This window comes from Burkholderia sp. ABCPW 111 (genome assembly GCF_000773065.1).
Classification (GTDB): Bacteria; Pseudomonadota; Gammaproteobacteria; order Burkholderiales; family Burkholderiaceae; genus Burkholderia; species Burkholderia savannae.
On record NZ_JPWT01000132.1, the window covers coordinates 96732 to 120939 of the forward strand.

Annotated in this window: 20 protein-coding genes and 1 pseudogene; 14 read left to right on the top strand and 7 right to left on the bottom strand. The window is 66.6% G+C overall.

Annotated features, from left to right (window positions below):
- The first annotated feature begins 154 nt into the window (after positions 1-154).
- From X946_RS28655 to X946_RS28685, 7 genes are all read left to right on the top strand, one after another.
- Positions 155-736, top strand: a complete 582-nt coding sequence (locus tag X946_RS28655; RefSeq protein WP_038755211.1) for a cupin domain-containing protein — start codon at positions 155-157, stop codon at positions 734-736.
- Positions 737-918: 182 nt separating this feature from the next.
- Positions 919-2538: a peptide ABC transporter substrate-binding protein gene (locus tag X946_RS28660; RefSeq protein ID WP_038755213.1), complete on the top strand. Its 1620-nt coding sequence runs from the start codon at positions 919-921 to the stop codon at positions 2536-2538.
- Positions 2539-2550: 12 nt separating this feature from the next.
- Entirely contained in the window at positions 2551-3489 is a 939-nt protein-coding gene (locus X946_RS28665) for an ABC transporter permease subunit (protein ID WP_038755215.1), read from the top strand.
- A 12-nt stretch (positions 3490-3501) separates the two neighbouring features.
- Positions 3502-4404 (top strand): ABC transporter permease, encoded by a 903-nt coding sequence (locus tag X946_RS28670; RefSeq protein ID WP_038755217.1) that lies wholly within the window; start codon positions 3502-3504, stop codon positions 4402-4404.
- 3 nt (positions 4405-4407) lie between these two features.
- Entirely contained in the window at positions 4408-5397 is a 990-nt protein-coding gene (locus tag X946_RS28675) for an ABC transporter ATP-binding protein (protein ID WP_038755219.1), read from the top strand.
- Positions 5394-6536 carry an ABC transporter ATP-binding protein gene (locus X946_RS28680; protein ID WP_038755221.1) on the top strand — a complete coding sequence of 381 codons (1143 nt, stop codon included), beginning with the start codon at positions 5394-5396 and terminating at the stop codon, positions 6534-6536. Before X946_RS28675 ends, X946_RS28680 begins: the two co-directional genes overlap by 4 nt.
- Before the next feature lie 157 nt (positions 6537-6693).
- Positions 6694-8130, top strand: a complete 1437-nt coding sequence (locus X946_RS28685; RefSeq protein WP_052145222.1) for an OprD family porin — start codon at positions 6694-6696, stop codon at positions 8128-8130.
- A 241-nt stretch (positions 8131-8371) separates the two neighbouring features.
- Here the strand turns inward: X946_RS28685 and X946_RS28690 are convergent, their stop codons facing one another.
- From X946_RS28690 to X946_RS28705, 4 genes and pseudogenes are all read right to left on the bottom strand, one after another.
- Positions 8372-9361: a DedA family protein/thiosulfate sulfurtransferase GlpE gene (locus X946_RS28690; protein WP_038755225.1), complete on the bottom strand. Its 990-nt coding sequence runs from the start codon at positions 9359-9361 to the stop codon at positions 8372-8374.
- A 157-nt stretch (positions 9362-9518) separates the two neighbouring features.
- Positions 9519-9791, bottom strand: coding sequence for a hypothetical protein (locus X946_RS28695; RefSeq protein WP_038755227.1), 273 nt, complete (start codon positions 9789-9791; stop codon positions 9519-9521).
- Positions 9761-9993 (bottom strand): annotated as a pseudogene (locus X946_RS36775) (hypothetical protein). The gene X946_RS28695 and the pseudogene X946_RS36775 overlap by 31 nt, the downstream one beginning before the upstream one ends.
- Positions 9994-10130: 137 nt before the next feature.
- Complete coding sequence (locus tag X946_RS28705; RefSeq protein ID WP_038755230.1) at positions 10131-11534, bottom strand: GntP family permease; 1404 nt, start codon at positions 11532-11534, stop codon at positions 10131-10133.
- A gap of 285 nt (positions 11535-11819) precedes the next feature.
- Here X946_RS28705 and X946_RS28710 point away from each other — a divergent pair, with 285 nt between their 5' ends.
- The 5 genes from X946_RS28710 (at position 11820) to X946_RS28735 (ending at position 18842) form a co-directional block, all read left to right on the top strand.
- Positions 11820-13343 carry a sigma-54 interaction domain-containing protein gene (locus X946_RS28710; RefSeq protein WP_038755232.1) on the top strand — a complete coding sequence of 508 codons (1524 nt, stop codon included), beginning with the start codon at positions 11820-11822 and terminating at the stop codon, positions 13341-13343.
- Between the two features lie 88 nt (positions 13344-13431).
- Complete coding sequence (locus tag X946_RS28715) at positions 13432-14190, top strand: BON domain-containing protein (protein WP_161788716.1); 759 nt, start codon at positions 13432-13434, stop codon at positions 14188-14190.
- Positions 14191-14257: 67 nt separating this feature from the next.
- Positions 14258-14545 (top strand): hypothetical protein, encoded by a 288-nt coding sequence (locus X946_RS35560; RefSeq protein ID WP_162483273.1) that lies wholly within the window; start codon positions 14258-14260, stop codon positions 14543-14545.
- A 102-nt stretch (positions 14546-14647) separates the two neighbouring features.
- Positions 14648-14938, top strand: a complete 291-nt coding sequence (locus tag X946_RS28725; RefSeq protein WP_038755234.1) for an H-NS histone family protein — start codon at positions 14648-14650, stop codon at positions 14936-14938.
- Between the two features lie 1549 nt (positions 14939-16487).
- A complete protein-coding gene (locus X946_RS28735; RefSeq protein WP_038755238.1) occupies positions 16488-18842 on the top strand; it encodes a bifunctional acetate--CoA ligase family protein/GNAT family N-acetyltransferase in 2355 nt (784 codons plus the stop codon).
- A 509-nt stretch (positions 18843-19351) separates the two neighbouring features.
- On the opposite strand, the gene X946_RS28740 is transcribed toward X946_RS28735, so the two are convergent.
- From X946_RS28740 to X946_RS28750, 3 genes are all read right to left on the bottom strand, one after another.
- Positions 19352-19903 (bottom strand): hypothetical protein, encoded by a 552-nt coding sequence (locus X946_RS28740; RefSeq protein WP_038755239.1) that lies wholly within the window; start codon positions 19901-19903, stop codon positions 19352-19354.
- A 124-nt stretch (positions 19904-20027) separates the two neighbouring features.
- Positions 20028-21431 carry an indoleacetamide hydrolase gene (iaaH, locus tag X946_RS28745; protein WP_038755241.1) on the bottom strand — a complete coding sequence of 468 codons (1404 nt, stop codon included), beginning with the start codon at positions 21429-21431 and terminating at the stop codon, positions 20028-20030.
- 113 nt (positions 21432-21544) lie between these two features.
- Positions 21545-22369, bottom strand: a complete 825-nt coding sequence (locus X946_RS28750; RefSeq protein ID WP_038755243.1) for an IclR family transcriptional regulator — start codon at positions 22367-22369, stop codon at positions 21545-21547.
- 560 nt (positions 22370-22929) lie between these two features.
- Here X946_RS28750 and X946_RS28755 point away from each other — a divergent pair.
- On the top strand, positions 22930-23778 hold the full coding sequence (locus X946_RS28755; RefSeq protein ID WP_038755245.1) for an ureidoglycolate lyase: 849 nt from the start codon (positions 22930-22932) through the stop codon (positions 23776-23778).
- Between the two features lie 171 nt (positions 23779-23949).
- On the top strand, positions 23950-24204 hold the full coding sequence (locus tag X946_RS28760; protein WP_231752831.1) for an AraC family transcriptional regulator: 255 nt from the start codon (positions 23950-23952) through the stop codon (positions 24202-24204).
- Positions 24205-24208: the final 4 nt, after the last annotated feature.

Below are 24208 nucleotides of genomic sequence, written 5' to 3' on the forward strand. Positions count from 1 at the left end.
GGCAAGATAGCGTGCTGTCTCGATTTCGGCGCCACGGCTTGCTGCGTCCGCTTCGGGGCGACAGCGCTGCGCGAGACGACGAAGAGTAAGTCATATCTATCAAACTTCGTTATTTTCCATCAAACATTTTTTGACGATAAGATTTCGGCCTGCTATGGTTCCTTCCACTGAAAACACGCGGCCTGCCAATGCCGGCATCGCGCTCGGGAGCAAGATTCGGGCGCTGCGGCAGAGGTTGAAGCGCACGCTCGACGAAACAGCGACCGCCGCGGGTATTTCCAAGCCGTTTTTGTCGCAGGTCGAACGCGGGCTCGCATCGCCGTCCATCACGTCGCTGGCCGGCATCGCGCACGCGCTGGGCGTCACGGTGCAGTACTTCGTCGAGACGCCGAGCGAGGAGCGTTCGGTTTGCCGCGGCGATCAGTTGCGCTTCTTCAGCTTCGCCGATTCGGCGAACCTGTTCGCGCGGCTGACGAACGTGCCGGAAGGGCGCCAGCTCGAGGCGATTCTCGTGCGGATGCCGCCCGGGCAGAAGCGCTCCGAGGTAACGACGCATGCAGGCGAGGAATTCCTGTATGTGATCGAGGGTGAAGTTTCGTTGACGCTGGAAGGCAAGTCGTTCGTTCTGTATGCAGGTGACAGTGCGCATTACCAGTCGACGGTCCCGCACAGCTGGGTCAACACCGCGAAGATCGAGTCGGTGGTGGTCTGGGTCGGGACGCCGAGGCTGTTCTAAGACGGGGCATTCCTTCGTTCTTTCGACGGGGTGCCTGTCGAAAGGAACGTAAGGATGACTAATATGAAATTCAGGAACCAGGGGCCTCCCGTTTTCGCGCGCCCATAAGCGTTCTTCGCGCCGCGCCGCGCACGGCCTCGTGTCGCGCGCTGCATTCCCGCTATCACTACCAATCGCACACGATGAAACACACGCATGCCTTCGCGGCCGTGCTGGCCGCGCTCGCCCTGACGACGTCGCAATCCGCCTCGGCCGTCTCCGTTCCCTCGAACGTCGTCCTCGCCGATCAGCAGGACATGACGCGACAGATGCCCGCGGAGGTCGAGTCGCTCGATCCCGCGCACATCGAATCGTGGACGGGCAACACGATCGGCCTCGATCTGTTCGAAGGGCTCGCGCGTATCGCGGCGGACGGAAGCGTGGTGCCGGGCGTCGCGCAATCGTGGGAGCACAAGGCGCCGGATACGTGGATTTTCAAGCTGCGCCGCGACGCGAAGTGGAGCAACGGACAGCCGGTGACGGCCGCGGATTTCGTGTATTCGTGGCAGCGTCTCGTCGATCCGAAGACGGGCTCGAAGTACACGATCCTCGTCGAGTTCGTGAAGAACGCATCGGCGATCATCGCGGGCAAGCAGCCGCCGAGCAGCCTCGGCATTCGCGCGGCCGATCCGTACACGATCGAAGTGCAAACCGAGGTGCCGGTGTCGTACTTCCCCGAGCTCACCGCGATGGCGCCGCTCGCGCCCGTCAACAAGGACGCGGTCGCGAAGTTCGGCGATGCGTGGACGCGCCCGAAGAACATCGTGAGCAACGGCGCGTACACGCTCGTCGACTGGCAGCCGAACAACCGCATCCTGATGGCGAAGAGCGACAAGTACTGGAACGCGCGCAACGTCGTGATCCGCAAGGTCACGTATCTGCCGATCGAGAACGACGAAACCGCGCTGCGCATGTACCAGGCGGGCCAGATCGACTACACGTATTCGATTCCCGCGGGCGCCTTCGGCCAGGTCAACAAGCAGTTCGGCAAGGAGCTGCGCCCGGGGCTGCAGCTCGCGACGTACTACTACTACTTGAAGAACAGCGATCCGGCGCTGAAGGACAAGCGCGTGCGCGAGGCGCTCGCGATGGTGCTCGATCGCGACATCCTCACGTCGAAGATCACGCAGGCGGGCGAAGTGCCGATGTACGGACTGATGCCGAAGGGCGTGAAGGGCGTGCAGAAGCCGTTCACGCCGGACTGGGCGTCGTGGCCGATGGCCAAGCGCGTCGACTACGCGAAGAATCTGCTGAAGCAGGCGGGCTACGGCGAGGCGAATCCGCTCGTGTTCACGCTGACCTACAACACGAACGACCTGCACAAGAAGGTCGCGCTCTTCGCGGCGTCCGAATGGCGCACGAAGCTCGGCGTGACGGCGAAGCTCGAGAACGTCGAGTTCAAGGTGCTGATGAAGCAGCGTCATGACGGCAAGGTGCAGGTCGCGCGCGACGGCTGGTTCGCCGACTACAACGATGCGATGACGTTCTTCGATCTGATCCGCTGCGGCAGCCCGCAGAACACGGTCGGCTATTGCAATTCGAAGGTCGATTCGCTCGTGGCCGACGCGAACCAGAAGCTCGACGAAGGCGCGCGCACGGCGCTGCTCACGCAGGCGCACGATCTCGCGATGAGCGACTATCCGATGCTGTCGCTGTTCCAGTATTCGGCGGACCGTCTCGTGAAGTCTTACGTCGGCGGCTACACGCTGACGAACTACATCGACATGCGCGCCTCGCAGGACATGTACCTGACCAAGCACTGAGCGGAGCCGACCATGCTGGCCTATGCATTGCGGCGCACGTTGTGGGCGGTGCCGACGATCCTCGCGGTCGTCACCGTCTGCTACCTGCTGCTGCACTTCACGCCCGGCGGGCCGTTCGACAGCGAGAAGCAGCTTTCCGCCGCGACGCTCGCGAACCTGAACGCGAAATACCATCTCGACGAGCCGCTGTGGAAGCAGTACCTGCTGTATCTCGGCTCCCTGCTGCACGGCGATCTCGGCCCGTCGTTCCGCTATACGGACTGGTCCGTCAACGATCTGGTGCGCAAGGCGTTTCCCGTGAGCCTCGGCGTCGGCGGCGTGTCGATTCCGCTGTCGATCGTGCTCGGCGTGCTGCTCGGCACGATCGCCGCGGTGCGGCGCGACAGCTTCGTCGATCGCTTCGTGATGCTGATCGGCAACTTCGGCAACGTGATACCGCCGTTCGTGCTCGGCCCCGTGCTCGTGCTGATCTTCGCGATCCTGCTGAAGACCTCCGAGGGCGTGGGCTGGCTGCCTGCCGGCGGCTGGAGCGACGGCGGCTGGCGCTATCGCGTGCTGCCCGTCACGCTGCTCACGCTGATCAACGTGTCGCTGCTCGCGCGCGTGATGCGCGGCTCGATGATCGAGACGCTGTCGAGCAACTACATCCGCACCGCGCGCGCGAAGGGCCTGCCCGGCCACACGATCGTGCTGCGCCACGCGCTGAAGCCCGCGCTGATGCCCGTCGTGTCGCTGTTCGGCACGGTCTGCATCTCGTCGATCACCGCGGCCGTCGTGACGGAATCGGTGTTCGCGCTGCCGGGCTTGGGCCAGCTCGTCGTCAACGGCGCGATCAATCGCGACTACACGCTCGTGCTCGGCCTCGTCGTGCTGACCACCGTCTGCGCGGTGCTGTTCAACCTGCTGGTCGACCTCGCGTACGCGTGGCTCGATCCGCGCATCCGCTATTGAGAGGGCGACGCGATGACGCCTGTTTCCTCTTCGATCGAGGTGCCGCAGCCGGCCGATACGCCGCCGCGCTCGCGCACGCCGCTCGAGCTCGCCGCACGGCGCTTCGTGCGCAACCGCGCGGCGCTCGCGAGCCTCGCGGTGCTCGTCCTGATCGCGCTCGCGTGCTTCGTCGGGCCGCTTCTTTCTCCTAACGATCCGGCCGCGAGCGACTGGTCGTCGATCAGCCTCGCGCCGACCGTCGCGAACATGCACTGGTTCGGCACCGACGAGCTCGGCCGCGATCTGCTCGTGCGCACGCTGATCGGCGGGCGCGTGTCGCTCGAAGTCGGCCTGCTCGGCACGTTCGTGTCGGGGCTCTTCGGCGTAGCGTGGGGGGCGATCGCGGGTTTCGCGGGCGGCCGCGTCGACGCGACGATGATGCGGGTCGTCGACATGATGTACGCGATTCCGTATCTGCTGATCGCGATCCTGATGATGACGCTGTTCGGCCGCTCGTTCATCCTCGTCGTGCTGACGATCAGCGCGTTCTCGTGGCTCGACATGGCGCGCGTCGTGCGCGGCCAGACGCTGTCGCTGCGCACGCGCGAGTTCGTCGACGCGGCGCGTGCGATCGGCGTCACGCCGGCCGCGATCGTCCGGCGCCACATCGTGCCGAACCTGCTCGGCGTGGTGGTGGTTTATGCCACCGTCAGCGTGCCGGCGATCGTGCTGACCGAATCGGTGCTGTCGTTTCTCGGGCTCGGCGTGCAGGAGCCGATGACGAGCTGGGGCGTGCTGATCCAGGACGGCGCGCAGAAGCTCGAAGCGATGCCGTGGCTGCTGCTCGCGCCCGCCGTGATGCTGTGCGTGACGCTCTATTGCGTGAACTTCGTCGGCGACGGTCTGCGCGACGCACTCGACCCGAAGGACCGCTGAGATATGGCGCTACTCGAAGTCAAGAATCTCGGCGTGCGCTTCACGCGCAGGGAAGGCGAGCCGGTCGACGCGGTGTCGGGCGTGTCGTTCTCGCTCGAAGGGGGCAAGACGCTCGGCATCGTCGGCGAATCGGGCTCCGGCAAGAGCCAGACGGTGATGGCGCTGCTCGGCCTGCTCGCGGGCAACGGCTCGACATCGGGCGAGGCGCTGTTCGACGGCGAGAACCTGCTGCGGATGAGCGCGCGGCAGTTGAACGAAGTGCGCGGCAACCGGATCGGCATGATCTTTCAGGACCCGATGACGTCGCTCAATCCGTTCCTGACGATCGAACGGCAGATGACGGAAAGCCTGCAGCTTCATCGGAAGATGTCGCGCCGGGATGCGATCCGACGCGCGGTCGAGGCGCTCGAATCGGTCAGGATTCCTGACGCGGCGCGCCGAATCCGGATGTATCCGCACGAATTCTCGGGCGGCATGCGCCAGCGCGTGATGATCGCGATGGCGCTGTTGCTCGAGCCCGAAATCCTGATCGCCGACGAGCCGACGACCGCGCTCGACGTCACCGTGCAGGCGCAGATCATCGAGCTGCTGCGCGAGCTGAACCGCGAGCGCGGCACGTCGATCGTGCTGATCACGCACGACATGGGCGTCGTCGCGGGGCTCGCCGACGACGTGATGGTGATGTACGCGGGCCGCACGGTCGAGTACGCGAGCGCCGACGCGATCTTCTCCGCGCCGTCGCATCCGTACACGATCGGGCTACTGAACGCGCTGCCGCGCCTCGATGCGCCCGACGGCGCGCCGCTCGTCGCGATTCCCGGCAATCCGCCGCTGCCCGGCCAGGGAATGCGCGGCTGCGCGTTCGCGAAGCGCTGCTCGCACGCGTCGGATCGCTGCGGCGCCGAGCGCCCCGAGCTGGCCGCCTATTCGGACGCGGGCGCCGTGCGCGCGTGTCATCGACCCATCGCGGAAATCATGGGAGGGCTGCGATGAGCGCCGCGACTGATCTCATTTCCTCTACGTCCTCGTTCGCGCCGGATTCGCCGGATTCGCCGGATGCGTCGGGCGGCGTGGGCGCCGCCGGCATCGGCGCGCCCAATGCCGATGCGCAACGCGACGGCGCGCCGCCGGATGCCGATGCGCTGCTGTCGGTGCGCGATCTCAAAGTGCATTTCCGCGTGCCGCTCGGCGGCTATCCGTGGTCGCCGAAGGGCACGCTGCGCGCGGTCGACGGCGTGTCGTTCGACGTGAAGCGGGGCGAGACCGTCGGGCTCGTCGGCGAATCGGGTTGCGGCAAGTCGACGCTCGCGCGCGCGCTGATCGGCCTCGCGCCGGTGACGGCGGGCACCGTGCAGTGGCGCGGCGAGCCGATCGTGACGGGCGCGCGCCGCGACGCGCGCAAGATCCGCCGCGAGATGCAGATGATCTTTCAGGACCCGCTCGCGTCGCTCGATCCGCGGATGACGATCGAGCAGGTCGTCGCCGAGCCCATCGTCACGCATCGGCCAGGCATCGGCCGCGACGAGGTGCGCCGCCGCGTGTTGACGATGCTCGAGCGCGTCGGCCTGAACGCGCATCATCTGCTTCGTTATCCGCATGAATTTTCCGGCGGCCAGTGCCAGCGCGTCGGCATCGCGCGCGCGTTGATCGGCGAGCCGCATCTCGTGATCTGCGACGAGCCCGTGTCCGCGCTCGATGTGTCGATCCAGGCGCAGATCGTCAATCTGCTGCGCGATCTGCAGCGCGAACTGTCGCTCTCCTATCTGTTCGTCGCGCACGATCTCGCGGTCGTCAAGGCGATCAGCCAGCGCGTGCTCGTGATGTATCTCGGCCGCGTGATGGAGTTCGGCGCGCGTCGCGACGTGTACGGCGCGCCGCAGCACCCGTACACGCGCGCGCTGCTCGCCGCCGCGCCGACGCCGGAGCCCGCGCGCGAACGCGCGCGGCGGCCGCTGTTGCTCGCGAGCGAGATGCCTTCTCCGCTCGATCCGCCATCGGGCTGCGTGTTCCGCACGCGCTGCCCGGATGCGATCGATGCATGCGCGCGCGAGGTGCCGCAGCCGGAGGTGCGCGGCGGATCGTCCGCGCGCGTCGCGTGCATCCGGGCAGGCGTCGCCGGCGCGCAGCGCTGAGCAGTACCGACAAAGACACAATAAGCCAACAGGGGTGTGGACGGCGCGAAAGAACTTCGCGCCGTGGGAAGACGCGCCGTTACGGCGGCGCGTTGGGGTGTCGCCGGCCGCGCATCGCGGCCGGCGCGTGGGTAGTCAACATAAAAAGAGAAGCGCAATGACACAACATCAACCGATGAAGAGGGTCGCGCGGGCAGTCGTGCTCGCGTGGGGACTGCCGGTGCTTGCCGGCGTGTCGATCGCAGGCGCGGCGCGCGCGGACGATGCGGCGCCCGCCGCGCCGCTCGCGCAGCAGGCGACGACGCCGAACGCGGTCATCAACGCCGACGCCACGCAGGAGGTCATGCCGGCGGAACCGGTGTCGAGCCAGGCGAAGTCGAAGGGCTTCATTGCCGACAGCCATTTCGACGTGCTGCTGCGCAACTACGCGGACGTGCTCGACGCGAAGGGCGGACCGCATCGCCATGCATGGGTGCAGGGCGTGATGGCGAACTTCGAGTCCGGCTACACGGGCGGGCTGATCGGCTTCGGCGTCGACGCGTCGATCTACGCGGCGCTGAAGCTCGACGGCGGCGCGGGCGCGGGCAACATGGTGCACATCGCGAAGGGCGGCGGCGGCTCGAACCAGCTCGCGTGGGCCTTTCCCGGCATCTACGACGTGAAGGCGCGCATCTCGAACACGGTGATCAAGTACGGCCTGCAGGCGGTCGACAATCCGTTCATGGAGCAGCACGACAACCGCGCGCTGCCGCCGACGTTCCTCGGCGCCACGATCGTCAGCAACGAATTCAAGAACGTGATGCTCGAAGCGGGCAGCTTCACGAAGACCAACGCGCGCGGCCATACGACGCTCACGAACCTGACGACGCAATACGGCGGCACGCGCGTGGATCGCTTCACGTATCTGGGCGGCACGTGGGATTATTCGTCGACGGGCTCGGCGACGTTTTACGCAGGCCAGGCCGACGACGTATGGCGCCAGTACTACGGCTCGGTCAAGCAGAGCTACGGCTCGCCGCAGACGATCAAGTGGACGGGCTTCGGCAACTTCTATTCGACGCACGACACGGGCGATGCGCGCCAGGGCAAGATCGACAACAACGCATACAGCCTGTCGCTCGCCGCGCAGCATGGCCCGCACGAGCTGCTGCTCGGCTATCAGCAGGTGCTCGGCGACCAGTTCTTCGATTACCTGAACGAAACGAACGGCGTCTTCCTCGTCGATTCGATGGACGTCGACTACAACGCGCCGCACGAGAAATCGCTGCAGCTGCGCTACACGTTCTACGGCAAGGACGCGGGCCTGCCCGGCTTCAAGGCGACGGTGTGGGGCGTGACGGGCTGGGGCGCGGACGGCTCCGCGAGCGCGGCGCTCGATCCGACGCGCTCGAGCATCTACTGGAAGGACGGCGCGCCGGTGCAGGGCCGCCATCACGAGTTCGGCTTCATTCCGTCGTACACGATCCAGAGCGGCAAGTTCAAGGACACGAAGATCACGTTCATCGCGATGTGGCACGTCGGTTCGGCGCATTACTCGGACAGCACCAACCAGGAATACCGGCTCGTCGTGAACGTGCCGGTGAAGGTGTTCTGAGCACGCCGAAACGATTCGAGCGGCGGCGAGCGCGAGGCGGCCGACGGGGCGTTCGCGCTTTCGGCCGCGGCGACGGCGGTTGCGGCATCGGTGTTCGGCGACGGCGTTCGACGTGAGTGTTCACGCGCCGGCCGGCACCGTTCGGCCTGATTCGCGTGATGCGCGCGTGTGCGGCCGCGCGCCCGACCGATCACGCGAATCGGGCAGCCAGGACGGATCGCTCCGATCAGCGGAAGTGGGATCAGGCGGTTTTGTGCGCGGGCGCGAGCCCCACTTCGCTTGCCAGTTGCGAATCGAGCTCGATCAACTGCCGGCCGGTGTCGCGCCATGCGTCGAGGCCGCCGCGCAGCGCGAGCGCATCGGCGAAGCCTGCCTGCTTGAGGCGCTGCGCCATCAGCGCCGCCGACACCTCGTTCGGACACGAGCAATAGATCACGAATTTCTGCGTCGCCGGATAGCGCGCGACGATGTCGCGCAGATCGCGCTCGTCGGCGAATTGCGCGCCGGGGATCGCATAGGGGTCGAGCTTGCGATGCTCCGCCGAGCGCGTGTCGAAGACGATCGGCGCGGAATCGGTTTGCAGCAGCCGATCGAGCTCGTCGACGTCGATCCGCGCGTTCGCGAGCTGACGAATCAGCGCGCGGCGGCGCATCCAGCGCACGGCCGTATAGAGCGCGAGCAGCGCGACGATCACGGCGAGCACCGCGCGGCCGAGCTGGTTCGCGCCGGTGAACAGCCAGTCGATCTGCCGCGCGAACACGAACCCGACGGCGACGCCGCAGCCCGCCCACAACAGCGCGCCGAGGCCGTCGTAGCCGACGAAGGTGCGATAGCGCGTGCCGAGCGCGCCCGCCATCGGCACCGAGATCAGCGACAGACCGGGAATGAAGCGCGCGACGGCGAGCACGCGCACGCCCCAGCGGCCGAAGAAACGCTCGGTCTTCTTCACGCAACTGTCACGCGACAGTGAAAGCTTGCATAAGGTTTTCAGCGCGCGGCCGCCGAAATGCCGGCCTGCCACGTACCACACGGTGTCGCCGATCAGCGCCGCGAGCACCGCGAGCGCGAGCACGGGCGCGAGCTGCGCGCCGAGCGCGTCCGGATGCAGCGTCGCCATCGCGCCGAACAGCACGAGCGTCGGCATGGCCGGCACGGGCAGGCCGATCGCGGCCGCGAGCACGTTGACGAACACGATGAGCGGCCCGAAACGGGCGACGAGATCATGAAGCATGACGAAACGATGGACGATCGCCGCGAAGCGCGCGCGGCATGAAGCGCGTTGATGTGCCGATTATCGGCTATTTTCGGAAAGGAGATCGCGCCGCGCATGGACGCGCGGCGAAGACGGCGAGGGCGCGGGCCAGCCTCGGCTTCACCGCGGCGGCGGATCAGGGCGCCGCGGTGCGGGCGAGCGGAACGGTGCCGTGCGTTTCGCCCGGCAGTTCCGCGCCGTGCGAACGTATCGCGGCGATCAACTCGGCGGGTGTGATCTCGTAGCGTACTTCCCGATGGATGCCGGGTTTGCGTTCGTCGATTTCGATAAGCAGTACGCTTTTACCGTCTTCGGTGGCCGCGAGACGCAGCGAGCGAAGCTCGCGCCCGTCGGCCTGATCGAATTCGGTCAACAGGGTCATGGCCCCGGAAGAACCGGTCGTGCGCATTGAACGTGTCCTCGTGTCGTGAAGTAGGAAATGTTGCTCTGCGAACTGCTTCAATGCAGTTTAGCCGAACCGGACGACGGCAATGAGAATTTTGCGAGATGTTGGAGCCGTGGGGCCGGGCGGCCCGACGGCGCGCTGCGGCGCGTTGAACAATGAGCCGTTCGGTGTACGCGCAAACCCGCATGTTGCGGCGGCGCGTCACGGCAAAAAGTATGAGCGAAAACGCAATCGGCCCGGCGCGCCGTCGATCGGCGAGCGCCGGGCCGATGCAGCGGGCGGCGCCGCGCCGAAGCAGTCGGGCTGCCGCCGCTGGACGGGCGCGTTGCGCCCGTCGCCGGATCAGACGAGCCCCGTCAGATAATAGACGGCGATCACGAAGAACACCGCGAGCGTCTTGATGACGGTCACCGCGAAGATGTCGCGATACGATTCGCGGTGCGTGAGGCCCGTCACCGCGAGCAGCGTGATCACCGCGCCGTTGTGCGGCAGCGTATCCATGCCGCCGCTCGCCATCGCGACGACCCGGTGCAGCACGTCCATCGGAATCTGCGCGGCCTGCGCGCCCTTGATGAAGAGATCCGACATCGCCGCGAGCGCGATGCTCATCCCGCCCGACGCGGAGCCCGTGATCCCCGCGAGCGAGCTGACCGACACGGCCGCGTTGACGAGCGGATTCGGAATGTTCTTCAGCGCGTCGCCGACGACGATGAAGCCCGGCAGCGCGGCGATCACGCCGCCGAAGCCGTATTCGGACGCGGTGTTCATCGCGGCGAGCAGCGCGCCGCCGACGGCCGCCTTGGTGCCGGTCGCGAAGCGCTCGTGCACGCGCCTGAACGCGGTGATGACGACGAGCAGGATGCCGAGCAGCAGCGCCGCCTCGACCGACCAGATCGCGACGACGGTCTTGATCGGCGTCGTGATCGGCGTGTGGACGCCCGGCAGCACGTCGGGCGGCACCGTGTACGATGCGCCGCCGTACCACACTGGAATCAGTTTCGTCAGCGTGAAGTTCGCGACGCCGACGAGCACGAGCGGCGACACGGCGAGGATCGGATTCGGCAGCGACTGCGTCTCGACGCGCTCCGGCTCGTTGACGAGCGACGTGCCGTAGCCTTCGCCGCGCGCGAGCGCCGAGCGGCGGCGCCATTCGAGATACGACAGGCCGACGACGATGATGAAGACCGAGCCGATCGTGCCGAGCGCGGGCGCGGCCCACGCGGTCGTCTTGAAGAACGTGGTCGGGATGATGTTCTGGATCTGCGGCGTGCCGGGCAGCGAATCCATCGTGAACGAGAACGCGCCGAGCGCGATCGCGCCCGGCATCAGGCGCTTCGGAATGTTGCTCTGACGATAGAGCTCGGCCGCGAACGGATAGACGGCGAACACGACGACGAACAGCGACACGCCGCCATAGGTGAGCAGCGCGCACACCGCGACGATCACCGCATTCGCGCGCGAGCGGCCGATGTAGCGGATCGCGGCCGCGACGATCGCCTCGGAGAAGCCGGACAGCTCGATCACCTTGCCGAACACGGCGCCGAGCAGGAACACCGGGAAGTAGAGCTTCACGAAGCCGACCATCTTTTCCATGAAGATGCCGGAGAAGACGGGGGCGACGGCGGCGGGGTCGGTCAACAGCACCGCACCGAGCGCGGCGACGGGCGCGAACAGGATCACGCTGTAGCCGCGGTACGCGGCGAACATCAGGAACGCCAGCGCGGCGAGGACGATCACGAATGACAAGAGAGTCTCCTAATCTTGGTTGTTGTGCGAGCGTGCGCGCCTCGCGGACGGCGCGATGCCGCGGCAGGCGCTGCCGCAGGATTCGTGCCATCCGCCGTGCGGCGGGCCGCTGCCGCACGGGCGAGGGGGCGCGCGCGGCGGCCGGGTGCCGGCTGCGTCCGATTCTACAGAAAACGTCTCTTTGGCTAGACGAATGCGCCGCCCGGTGCTCGTCGTTTCGTGGTTTGGTCTTTATTGACAAGCGCTTGCCGGATGTCTCCCGCGTGAGATAATTCGTCTCGTTTTGTGGACAAGAATGAAAAAGTGGAGACGAGTGCACAGATTTCGGACGGCTGGGCCGCGCTGCCCGCCGATTACGGCGATGTGCTGCGGCGCGCGGCGGCGTCGCTTTTCAAGACCTTCGAGCATTCGAGCGTCGGCACGCTGATCGTCGACAAGGACGCGCGCGTCGTCTGGATCAATCAGCGTTACGCCGCGCGCTTCGGGTTCGCCGATCCGCAGCAGGCGATCGGCCGCGATTGCGAAGCGGTCATTCCGCACAGCCTGATGCGCGAAGTGGTCGCGACCGGCCGGCCGATTCTGCTCGACATCATGGAAACCGGCCGCGAGCCGCTCATCGTCACGCGCCTGCCGCTCACGGACGACGCGGGCGAGACCGTCGGTGCGATCGGCTTCGCGCTCTTCGACGAGCTGAAGACGCTGACGCCGCTTTTCTCCCGCTACATGCAGGTCCAGCAGGAGCTGATCGCGACGCAGCGCTCGCTCGCGCAGGCACGGCGTCCGAAATACACGTTCGCGAGCTTCGTCGGCACGAGCGCGCTGATTCTCGAGACGAAGCGGCAGGGGCGGCGCGCCGCGCAAGTCGATTCGCCCGTCCTGCTGCTCGGCGAGACGGGCACCGGCAAGGAGCTGCTCGCGCATGCGATTCATGCGGCGTCCGCGCGCGCGCTGAAGCCGCTCGTGACCGTGAACGTCGCGGCGATTCCTGATGCGCTGCTCGAGACCGAGTTCTTCGGCGCGGCGCCGGGCGCGTACACGGGCGCGGACCGCAAAGGCCGCGTCGGCAAGTTCGAGCTCGCCGACGGCGGCACGCTTTTTCTCGACGAAATCGGCGACATGCCGCTGCCGCTGCAGGGCAAGCTGCTGCGCGTGCTGCAGGACAAGGAGTTCGAGCCAGTCGGCTCGAACCGGATCGTGCGCGCGAACGTGCGGATCATCGCGGCGACGTCGGCCGAGCTGCCGGCGCTCGTCGCCGAAGGGCGCTTTCGCGCGGATCTCTATTACCGGCTGAACGTGCTGACGATTCACGCGCCGCCGCTGCGCGAGCGCGCGTCGGACATCGAGGCGCTCGTCTACACGATGCTCGAGGAACTCGCCGCGCAGCACGGACTCGCTGAGCACTGCGAACTGACCGACGACGCGCTGCGTCTGCTATGCGCGTATCCGTGGCCCGGCAACGTGCGCGAATTGCGCAACACGCTCGAGCGGGCGCTGATGCTGTCCGATCGCGCGTTGATCGATGCGCGCGCGCTCGCGCCGTTCATCGGGCCGGGGCGCGGCGCGGCGTCGGGCGCCGGCGCCGGCTTCGGGGCGGGCGCGGGTTTGGCCGCGGGTGCGGCGCCGGCGGCCGTGTCCAACGCAAGCGCTGCATCTTCTTCTTACTCGGACGCATTGGCCGCGTGGGAGCGTCAGTTCCTGACGGACGCGCTGGCCGCATGCAACGGCAAGGTGACGGAAGCGGCCGCGCGCATCGGCATCGGGCGCGCGACGTTCTACAAGAAGCTCGCGGCGCTCGGCATCGATACATAGCGGACGGTTCGCGCGACGCGCGGAACACGTGCGCTGCGAACGCGTCGGCGCTCGCACGCCGAGCGGGCGCATCCGTGTGGAGGTCGCGATGAAGCGCATCAGATTCGCCGCATCGTGCGTGGCGTTCGTCGCCGTCGCCGCGCAGGCGTTTGCGCAGGGCGGCGCGGTGCGCGTATTGCCTGCATCGCCTGCATCGCCTGCATCGTTTGCGTCGTCTGTGCCGTTTGTGCCGTCCGCACCGCTTGCGTCGCTTGCAGCGCTTGCATCGTCCGAATCGGCTGCGAAGTCGTTGCCCGCGATGTCGGCGTCGACGATTTTCGTGGCGTCGTCGCCGGCATCGTCAACGTCACCGGCATCGCCGGAATCATCGGTTTCGTCGGTGCCGGACGCATCGCCGGGATCGACCGTTTCGATCGAACGACGCAATTGGTACGACGATCCTTTTTTTGTATTGTCGAATTCGATTGCCGAATGTCCGATGCCGCTGGGCCCATTGATGACGCGTGCGCAAATGGAAGACGATGCGCATTACCGCGTCGAGCGCGGAACGACTTGCTGGCTCGCACATCGCTGCAGCAAACCGAATTCCTATTTATATGACAAGCAGATTGCCGAAGAACTGAAGCAGCGATTTCTCGCCGGCGATCCGGCTTTGGCGGGCACGAGCATCTGGATCACGATTCAGCGCCGCTTCATTTATGCCGAAGGATGCGCGCCTGCGTCGTTCGATCGCGATGCGCTGCGACGCAGGCTCGAAGCGCTGCCGGACGTCGAGCAGGTATTCATTCGGCTTACCGACGATCCGCGCGGACGTGCGCCCTACAAGACACTCGTTGCGCCTGATTGACCCTTTGCCGCGCGCGTTGGCATATACTCGCGTCGTCCAAGAAGAAAGCGGAGCGATAGGCAGATTCATGAAACAGACGGGTGCGCCAGCGCCGGGGCAATGCGGCGCGTTCTTGCGGACGGTATTTTTGATTGCTTTAATGGCGGTGCTCTCGGGCTGCGGGGGTAGCGCGCCGCTGTTTACGCCGGACGGGCGTGCGACCACGATGGTCCAGTGTCCGGAAGGCGGTCCTTGGGACACCTGCATTCAGAATGCGCGCGGCATTTGCGGCGGCGATTTCGATACGATCAAGCAATCGGTCGATAACGGCGTGCGAAACCTTCTCTTCGCATGCAAGGCTAGAAATGGCTTTTGAGCATCGCTTGCGGAATATGAAAGCAATGCAAAAAATATTCGATTGATCCTGAATAGATTCATATAATTCCCTCTATAAATAACGAGACGGAGCTTCATCCATATGGCGACCTATAGGCAACTGACCGCACAGCTCGAAAAACTTCAGCAGAAAATCGACAAGGAACGCGAAAAAGCAATCGCGGACGCCATTGCCGATATCCGGGCGAAGATCGAGGAATACGACATCACGCCCGAGGAGTTGGGGTTCAGAAGCATCAAGACCGCGGCGAAGCCGAAGCGCCAGCTGCCGCCGAAATACCTCAATCCGAAGACGGGCGAGACCTGGAGCGGCCGTGGCCGTGCGCCGGCGTGGCTCGGCAAGAACCGCAACCGTTTCCTGATCAAGGACTGATCCCGAAAAACCTCACCTTTGGCGCCTTGAACGACGGTGCGAACGGCAAGCCTGCCATTCGCACCGTTTTGTTTTGGCCCAACGGCTGCTTGTTTCACGGCAGCCACGCGATGTCGTGCCGCACATGGTTGCACGCTGATTCGGCGATGAAACCCGTGGGTTTGGACGGATATTGCGTCATTTCACAATCGAAGCGAATTTTCCGATTCGTTGAAATTGTTTCACACCGCATCGCGCATATGGGACGGCGTTCGCGAATTTCCCGTTTTGATTCGAGATTTCGGCGCGACTCGACGACCTATCCCGAACATCCTCACCATGACTCCCGAAAACGCTCACCTTTGACGGGCGAAGCGAGCCTCGTATTCGTCGCGGCGGGGCATACCTTTCGAGACTCGGTTCGGAAGCCGGGCACGCGCTTAGATCGCGATGCCAAAGACGCGATGACGTGTCGATGATGCGATTCCTCGGTCCTGATTCGCCGAACGGTATGCCGGAATGGACATCGCATTCGAACCGCGAATGTGTGCGGACGGCATTTTTGAGACGGGCTTCTCATCCGATTGACGATTGGTTTGAGTCGCACGGCGGCCGGCGAGAATGGAATGCGTTCGTTGTTTTCGCGAGATATATTTCTTAACGGCTTGTAATGTTTGCCGGTGTGCATGCGCATTCGCGTTCGTCGTGAAGCGCCGGCGCCGGCACCGCTACATTGCGAGCGACATGTCGCTTGCGGGACCTCGATCGCAGGCCCGTTCGACGAAGCGCCATGCGCAATGGCCGTTGCGCCCGCATTCGAACGCAATCGTGCGATGGAGCCGCGCAATGAACGCGATTTCGGTCGCATGCCGGACTTCGTCGCTCGACCGATTCCGCAGTGAGGCCGCACACCGCACGAAAGTTGGCCGCTATTGAGCAATGCATCGAATTCGTTGAATCGGGGCGCGCGATGCTTCATCCGGCTGGATCGGATTTTCGAGACGATCGTTTCAACACGAATCAGCATGTCTTTTAAAGCCGTGTGGCGAGACATGTCTGCGCGTGCAATCAAATGCGGACGAACGGGCCGTTTCGGGATTGCGCGTCTTCTGTAATCGATTCCGGGGAATGGGCGCTCGTTCGGGCGGACCGTGGCCGGCCGTGTGTCGGGCAGCGGTATCGCGAGCCGCGCCGCCGAGGCAGGCGAATTTCGCGCCGCGCGCCGTTGGTCCGCATTGCCGCGTTCGCGGCAAAGCCGGCGGGCAGCTTCGTCGAAGACGGGTAGCGCCGCCGCCGATTGCGTGGCTTGCTCGATCCATCCTTGCATGTTGTCCTGCTCCATTTCAAAAGGCCGGTATCTCCGTTCCGTGTTTCCGGCGGAGATGGGGCTGCGTCGGCGACCGGCAGGGAGGTGTCGATGTCGATGATGCCGACGCTTGCGCGAATCGGCGACTCGGCCGAACGGCATATAGGCGACGTGTGGCGCTTCGCCTATCCTATGGGCTCACAGGTTCGGTTCGGCCCGGCCGCGCCGTCGAGTGCCGTCATTCAACCTTTCAACGGAGTTGCCGTGACCGTTCGCAATCTCGATGCGTTGTTCCAGCCGACTTCCGTCGCCGTTGTCGGCGCGTCGCCGCGTCCGGGCAGCGTCGGCGCGATGGTCTGGGCGTGCGTGCTCGACGGCCGGTTCGGCGGTGCGATCTGGCCCGTCAATCCGAAGTACGGCGAACTGAACGGGCACAAGGTTTATCCATATGTCGATCAACTGCCGAGCGCACCGTCGATCGCGATCGTCTGCACGCCGCCCGCGACATGGCCCGGCATCGTGCGCAAGCTCGGCGGCTTGGGCGTTCGCGCGGCGATCATCGTCGGCGCGGCCCGATCGAGCGCCGATCGGGCCGCGCTCGAACGGGCGCTCGCCGCGGCGAAGCCTCATTTGCTGCGGATCATCGGGCCGGGCAGCCTGGGTGTCGTTTCGCCCGCGCTGAACGCGCACTTCGGCGCGCCGGCATGCATCGTGAAGGCGGGCGGGGTCGCGTGGGTGTCGCAGTCGAATGCGCTGACGAACGCGGTGCTCGGCTGGGCGCATGCGCGCGGGCTCGGTTTCTCTCATGCGATCGCGCTCGGCGGCGAGGCGGACGTCGACGCGGCCGACGTACTCGACTACCTCGCGAGCGACGCCGCGACACGCGCGATTCTGCTCGAGCTCGACACGGTGAAGTCGGCGCGCAAGTTCATGTCAGCGGCGCGCGCGGCGGCGCGCAACAAGCCCGTGCTCGCATTGCGCACCGGCCGTGGCGATTCGGGCGATCTGCTTCATACGGCCGCGTTTCAGCGCGCCGGGATGGTGCGCGTCGACGCGCTCGACGATCTCCTCGACGAAATCGAGACGCTCGGCGTCGGCAGGGCCGCGGCGAGCGGCGCGGCGACGCTCGTGACGAGCGACAGGGGCGTTGCGAAGCTCGCCGTCGATGCGCTGGCGGCGGCCGGAGAGACGCTCGCGCAATGGCCGCAGGCCGCCGTCGACGAAGTCGGCGGCGCGCTGCCCGCCGGCATCGACGCGGGCAATCCGCTGCTGCTCGGCGACGATGCGCGTCCCGAATATTTCGGCGCGGCGCTGAAGGCGCTCGCGCAGCACCCGCAGACGGGCACCTTGTTCGTGGTGCACGCAACGTCGCATAGCGCGCCTGCCGACGACGTCGCGCGCGTGCTGATCGAAGCGCGCAAGTTCGCGCGCCGCGGCATGCTTGCATGCTTCTTCGGCGGCGTCGATGCCGCGACGCGCGACGCGTTGCACGAGCACGGCATTCCGGTGCACACGACCCCGCAGCGTCTCGCGCGCGCACATGCGCGCCTCGTCGACTATCAACTGGGGCGCGAACTATTGATGCAGACGCCGGAGGGCACGCCGCCGCAGCCGACTGCGTCGGTCGCCGCTGCGCAACAGGCGGCGCGCGCGGCGCTCGCACAGGGGCGGGACGTGTTCGAGGGCGACGCGGCGCTCGGCTGGCTGGCGGGTTTCGGCGTCGAGCGTGCGAGCGAGGCGGACGTCGGCGATGCGATCGTCGACATTACGGTCGAGATGTACGACGACCAGAACTTCGGGCCGGTGTTCCGCTATTCGGTGCCGCCGGCGGACGGCATCTCCGCGCCGTTTGTCGTCTACGGACTGCCGCCTTTCAACACTGTGCTTGCGCGAGCGGTCGTCGCGCGTTCGCCGTATGCGCGCCGCGCCCCGCCCGAGCCGTTGTTGCATGCGCTGACCGCGCTTTCTCAGGCGGTGTGCGAGGTGCGCGAGGTCGTCCAGATGTCGCTCGTGCTGCGCGTGAAATCCGAGCGCGTCATCGCGGTGAGGCCGTGCATCAGGCTCGCGACGGGACGCAGCCGGCTTGCGATCGTGCCGTATCCCCGTTACCTGGAGCAGAGAATCGACTGGCACGGAGAGCCCATCACGGTGCGTCCGATTCGCCCCGAGGACGAGGCAGCGCATCGCGAGTTGCTGAGTGCGATGACGCCGGACGATTTGCGGATGCGCTTCTTCGGCGCGGTTCGCAACTTCGATCACTCGCAGATCGCGCGGATGACGCAGATCGATTATGACCGCGAGATGGCGTTGATCGCGACGGTCAACGACGCCGACGGCCGCGCGCATACGCTCGGCGCGGTGCGCGCCGTGACCGATCCGGACAACGAAGCGACCGAGTTTGCGATCGCGGTGCGGCCCGATCAGAAGGGCAAGGGGCTTGGGCGGCTGCTGATGGCGCGCATCATCGAATACGCGCGTTCGCGCGGAACGGCCTGGATGATCGGCGAAGCGTTGCGCGAGAACACGGCGATGATCACGCTCGCGAAAAATAGCGGCTTCGCGGTGTCGGCGACGGAAGAGCCGGGGGTGGTCGGGCTCAGGTTGAAACTGCAGCCGTGAGCCCGGCGGCGTGGCATTCGGCGTCGTGCGCGTGCGTTCGGATGAGGGGTTAAGTAGCCGCTGCCGGATATCGTCGATGTGGCCGAGGTTTTGAAATCCGATGCTTGAGGCGCGGACGGTGCTTCGGGCGTTGCCGAAATTTTTCAAGCCGTCAACATTGCTGACCGCAGACCGCGGCCGACGATTTCAGCGTCCCGGTTGCCATTGTCGCCACCGGCGCCACCGACGCCACCGACGCCAACAACGCCAACAACGCCAACAACGCCAACAACGCCAACAACGCCAACAACGCCAACAACGCCAACCGCCGGCGGTGAGACTTTACGGGACGCACCTTCAGAAGGCAGGTGAGATTTTTCGGGAGACGAACCGACCGACGCGAAACGCGGCGCGAACGGCTCGTCATCGACCACATCGGGCTGGGCGGCGACACATCGGCGGGCACGCACGAACGCGCGTCCGTCGATCCGTCGCGCCCGAGCGCGAGTGAACGCGCTTGCCGGACGGGATCAGGCCGCGAGCTTCGTCGCGGCCTCATCCACCTGCATGCGCGAGACCGAGAGCTCTTCGAGCAGCGCTTCCGAGTAGACGGCGCCCGTCTCGCGTTCGAGGCGCGCGACCGTCAGCGCGCAGCGCGCGCTGTCCTTCGGCATCGCGATGAAGCGCTTGATCGATTCGCCCGCCTTGAATGCGTCGAAGAGCGGCAGCCGCACGTCGTCGGGCAGCGTCTTCGTCCATTGATACGGCTTGCCGTTGAACGTGAGCGACGGCGGCAGCGAGCGCTCCTTCTTGCCCGCCGCGATCAGGCCGTAGGTGCGCGCGGCTTCGCCGATCTGCTCGGGAGAGAAGAGCTCGTCGGGCGTGATGTCGAATTGCGCGATGTGGTCTTCGATTGCCTGCATCGCGGCCGCGCGATCGTCGCGCTTCTTCTGCGCGCGCGCGACGATGTCGCGCAGTTCGTCGGCCTCTTCGGGCGTGATCGTGAAGCTTGCCTGCTTCTGCTGAAGTTCGGAGAAACGTTGGAATTCGAGATCGGTCAGAAGTTTGGCCATGACATCCATGAGTCGCCCGCCGTCGGCGAAGACGGCGGCAGCGTTTTGAAGGGGGCGCTATTTTAGCGTAGCGCCGCGCGGGTGGCGGAATCGTGTGCGCGGCTCGCGCGCTGTGCGACGCGCCGCGTGTGCGTCATGCGATGCGTGCGAGCAGCCGCTCCACTTCGCGCGCGATCGCGAGCAAACGGCGGTCGTTGCCGGCCGGGCCTTCGAGCATCAGCCCGACCGGCATGCCGGTGTGCTTCGACAGGCCTGCGGGAATCGACACCGACGGCACGCCGCCGAGCGTCGCCGGCCCCGTCTGACGAATAACGCGTGCAAAAAGCGCGTGCGCGGCGTCGGGCGGAAGATCGTGGCCGCTGTCGGCGACGAGCGGCGCTTCGCATTGAACGGTCGGCAGCACGATGCAATCGACGCCCGTCCGATGGAACGCCTGGTCATACCATCGCACGATGCTTTGCAGCACGCGGATCGCGGCCGCGTACGCATCGCTCGACGGCGGCGCGTCGATCAGCGTTCGGAAGATGTGCCGCACGTCGTCGCTGCCGAGCCGGGCGACGAACTCCGTGAACGGTTGATCGAGCCGCTCGGCGCTGAAGCGTTGCCAGTACGCGAGCGCCTCGAAACCGGCGATCGGGAAGCCGCACGCTTCGTCCGCCTCGTACAGCGCGCGGGCGGCGAGCGGGATGAGCCGCGCGCCCGCACCCGTGAGCGCGGCGAGCGCGCGCTCGGTCAGTTCGGCGACGGCCGGATCGAGCCCGTCGAAGTATGGCGCGTCCGGCACGCCGATCGTCAAACCGGCGAGCGCGAGCGGCGCGGGCTCGGACGCGTCGCGCGTCAGCACCGCGTCGAGCAGCAGCAGATCGTCGACGCTATGCGCGATCGGGCCGACCGTATCGCGCGTCGGCGACAGCGCGAGCACGCCTTCCGTCGAATAGCGGCGCGGCGTCGGCCGCAGCCCGGCGACGCCGCAGAACGCCGCCGGAATCCGCACCGAGCCGCCCGTGTCGGTGCCGAGGCCGAACGGAATGCCCGCCGCGACGGCGGACGCCGTGCCCCCGCTCGAGCCGCCCGCGATGCGCGCCGGATCGTGCGGATTGCGCACCGCGCCGAAATGGCCGTTCGCGCTCGTGATGCCGAACGCGAGCTCGTGCATGTTCGCCTTGCCGATCGGCACGGCGCCCGCGTCGAGCAACTGCTGGACGGCCGTCGCGTTGTGCGCCGCGCGCAAGCCGAGCAGCGCGGGGCTTGCCGCGTGCGTCGGCATGTCGGCGGTGAAGATGTTGGCCTTGATGACGAACGGCACGCCCGCGAGCGGCAACTTGCGACCGCTCGCGATCTGCGCGTCGACGTTCGCGGCGGCCTCGCGCGCGATGTCCGGCGCGACGTGCGTCATCGCGCGGAGCGGCTCGATGAGCGCGAGGCGTTCGAGTGCGGCCTCGGCGTGCCGGATCGCGGGCGTGCGCCCGCTGTTCACGGCGTCCGCGACGTCCCGCACGCTGGCGGGCCGGGCGAAGGTTTCTCGGTGTGACGACATGGGCCTGTCTCCTTGTGCTGCGCGCCGGCGGACGCGGCGCGCGTTTTCGGCTGGATCGGAACGGCGAGGCCCAGATGATTTCACATTTGCTTCGGACGGATGCCGAGTGGGCGTCAGGCGGCCGTCTCCTTCCACATCGACAGATGCCTGGCGGTTGCGCGCAGCTGCGCGGAGACGTCGTCGATCGGCGGCGCGACGTATGCGTCGATCCGGCGGATGTACGGACACGTGAGCGTGGCGATCGCATGGCCCGAGGGCCCGAGCACCGGATACGCGATGTCGGTGACGCCGAACGCCTGGCGGCTTCCCTGCAGCAGCCGCCCGGTCGCGCGAATCTCGCGCAGCAGCGCGTCGAATTCGCCCATGTCGAGCGCGGTCTCGCCTTCCACCTTCGTATGCTCGGCGAGCATTTGCGCGCGCTGCTCCGGCGTCTGGAACGCGAGCATCACGGGGCCAGACGCGGTGTCGACGAGCCCGATGCGCGAGCCGAGCCGCACCGAAATGCCCCATCCGCCCGGCCCGTCGACCTGCGCGATCACGAGCAGGTTGCCGCGGTCGTAGACGGACAGGTGGCACGACTGCTCGGCGGCATCGGCGAAGCGCTGCATCGGCGGCAACGCCTCGGCGATCAGCCGCTTGAGCGGCGGATGGCGATGCGCGAGCGTATAAACCTTGAGGCTCAGCGTGTAGCGGTCGCCGCCCGGCGAGCGGATCACGTACTGGCGCGCGACGAGCCGCTCGAGCATCCGGTAGATCTCGCTCGCGTTGCGGCCGAGCTCCTTCGTGATCTCGGTGCGCGTGAGGCCTTCCTTCTGTTCGGCGAGCAGTTCGAGGATGTCGAGCCCCTTGTCGAGCGCAGGGGCGCGATAGCGTTCGATTTCCTCGCAATCCTGCGTCTCTTCCGCGGCGTCGGCGGGCTGGTCTTTCCTGGGTTTCATCGGTGAGTCGATCTGGTGGAACGCGACGCATCGATCGCCGGCGCGGCGCCTGCTTCGCGGCCGCGCGCATGCATCGATGGATCATTGATTTGTCTGTAAATTAAGTAACTGCTCCAACGGCAATGATAATCAACGGATGCGAAATCAACGCTAACTTTGCCGACAATTGTTGAATAAGAGTATCGGTGTTGCGTCGATGGAGTCAAAGTATGCGTCGGGCTGCTCGGCAAGAATCGGCGTGGGGCGGGAGCCCGGCGCGAACTCGGCGCGAAACCGGCGCCGGGAACGCGCACCGGTGCGAACGTTGGCGCGGGGATGCGCGCGGCAGGCCCGCGCGGCGGGCCTTCGGCGGCGATGACGAACGGCGTCGGGCGCCGTCGCCGACGGTGATCCCGCACGTCGCCAGCGTCTGCTCCAATAGTCGTTATCCGCGATGCAACGTCTCACCGTGTGCGACGGGTGGTACAAATTCCGCAACGGGCTCACGCACGGCGCCGTCGCGCCGGCCGCATCGCGCTCGCGGGGTTCCCGTCCGTCCAGAACTGAAGAGGTCGCCTGCCATGAAACTGCTTCGTTACGGCCCCGTGGGCCAGGAAAAGCCCGGTCTGCTCGATGCCGACGGCCGCATTCGCGATCTGTCGCCGCTGATCGGCGACGTCGCGGGCGACGCGCTGTCGGACGCGAGTCTCGCGCGGCTTGCCGCCGCCGATCCCGCGTCGCTGCCGCTCGTTCCCGGCGAGCCGCGGATCGGCGCGTGCGTCGGCCGGATCGGCAAGTTCGTCTGCATCGGCCTGAACTACGCGGACCACGCGGCGGAAGCGGGCCTCGCGGTGCCGGCCGAGCCCGTCGTGTTCGGCAAGTGGACGAGCGCCGTGTGTGGCCCGCACGACGGCATCGAGATTCCGCGCGGTTCGGTGAAGACCGATTGGGAAGTCGAGCTCGGCGTGGTGATCGGCCGCGCGTGCAAGAACGTCGACGAGGCGGACGCGTTGTCGCACGTCGCCGGCTATTGCGTCGTCAACGATGTGTCCGAGCGCGAATGGCAGATCGAGCGCGGCGGTCAGTGGGACAAGGGCAAGGGCTTCGACACGTTCGGGCCGATCGGCCCGTGGCTCGTCACGCGCGACGAAATCGCCGATCCGCAGGCGCTCGATCTGTGGCTCGACGTGGACGGCCGGCGCTATCAGAACGGCAACACGCGCACGATGGTGTTCACGGTCGCGCAGCTGATCGCGTACCTGTCGCGCTGCATGAGCCTGCAGCCCGGGGACGTGATCTCGACCGGCACGCCGCCCGGCGTCGGAATGGGCGTGAAGCCGTCGCCCGTCTATCTGAAGCCGGGGCAGACGGTGCGCTGCGGTGTCGCGGGGCTCGGCGAGCAGTTGCAGACGACGCGCGCGGCGGTGTGACGCCGCTGAGTGTCGGCGCGCGGCGGGCGATAAGCCGGTAGCGGAAGGGCGGCCGTCGGGCCGCCGCGGCGCGCGGTGGCGCCGCAGGCCGTGATGGAATGGCCGAAGCGCAATGTGCGTGAGCGATCGACATTCCACTTCATCGCGCGGCGGAATGTGATGAACGGTTGCATGCTCACGTGCCGTTTCCGCGGGCTGACCGGCAAGTCGCCGCCTCGGTGGCTTCAGACCGCGTATACCACGCAGACCGCGCGTGCGAGGCGCGCGCAGCAATGGCCGGAGACGACGGCGCTATCGGCCGCCGAGCAGATCGCGACCGAGGCGGGATTCGGCTCGGCGAACGCGTTGCGCGAGCGCTTCGGGCGGATCGTCGGCGCGACGCCGAGGCGAAACCGGGAGGCGTTCACGACGCAGGCCGCTAGTTGACGGC

Coding starts and splice junctions, on each gene's coding strand:
- X946_RS28655 (WP_038755211.1), top strand. CDS start 155: ATGGTTCCTTCCACTGAAAACACGCGGCCTGCCAATGCCGGCATCGCG.
- X946_RS28660 (WP_038755213.1), top strand. CDS start 919: ATGAAACACACGCATGCCTTCGCGGCCGTGCTGGCCGCGCTCGCCCTG.
- X946_RS28665 (WP_038755215.1), top strand. CDS start 2,551: ATGCTGGCCTATGCATTGCGGCGCACGTTGTGGGCGGTGCCGACGATC.
- X946_RS28670 (WP_038755217.1), top strand. CDS start 3,502: ATGACGCCTGTTTCCTCTTCGATCGAGGTGCCGCAGCCGGCCGATACG.
- X946_RS28675 (WP_038755219.1), top strand. CDS start 4,408: ATGGCGCTACTCGAAGTCAAGAATCTCGGCGTGCGCTTCACGCGCAGG.
- X946_RS28680 (WP_038755221.1), top strand. CDS start 5,394: ATGAGCGCCGCGACTGATCTCATTTCCTCTACGTCCTCGTTCGCGCCG.
- X946_RS28685 (WP_052145222.1), top strand. CDS start 6,694: ATGACACAACATCAACCGATGAAGAGGGTCGCGCGGGCAGTCGTGCTC.
- X946_RS28690 (WP_038755225.1), bottom strand. CDS start 9,361: ATGCTTCATGATCTCGTCGCCCGTTTCGGGCCGCTCATCGTGTTCGTC.
- X946_RS28695 (WP_038755227.1), bottom strand. CDS start 9,791: ATGCGCACGACCGGTTCTTCCGGGGCCATGACCCTGTTGACCGAATTC.
- X946_RS28715 (WP_161788716.1), top strand. CDS start 13,432: ATGAAGCGCATCAGATTCGCCGCATCGTGCGTGGCGTTCGTCGCCGTC.
- X946_RS35560 (WP_162483273.1), top strand. CDS start 14,258: ATGAAACAGACGGGTGCGCCAGCGCCGGGGCAATGCGGCGCGTTCTTG.
- X946_RS28725 (WP_038755234.1), top strand. CDS start 14,648: ATGGCGACCTATAGGCAACTGACCGCACAGCTCGAAAAACTTCAGCAG.
- X946_RS28740 (WP_038755239.1), bottom strand. CDS start 19,903: ATGGATGTCATGGCCAAACTTCTGACCGATCTCGAATTCCAACGTTTC.
- iaaH (WP_038755241.1), bottom strand. CDS start 21,431: ATGTCGTCACACCGAGAAACCTTCGCCCGGCCCGCCAGCGTGCGGGAC.
- X946_RS28750 (WP_038755243.1), bottom strand. CDS start 22,369: ATGAAACCCAGGAAAGACCAGCCCGCCGACGCCGCGGAAGAGACGCAG.
- X946_RS28755 (WP_038755245.1), top strand. CDS start 22,930: ATGAAACTGCTTCGTTACGGCCCCGTGGGCCAGGAAAAGCCCGGTCTG.
- X946_RS28760 (WP_231752831.1), top strand. CDS start 23,950: ATGCTCACGTGCCGTTTCCGCGGGCTGACCGGCAAGTCGCCGCCTCGG.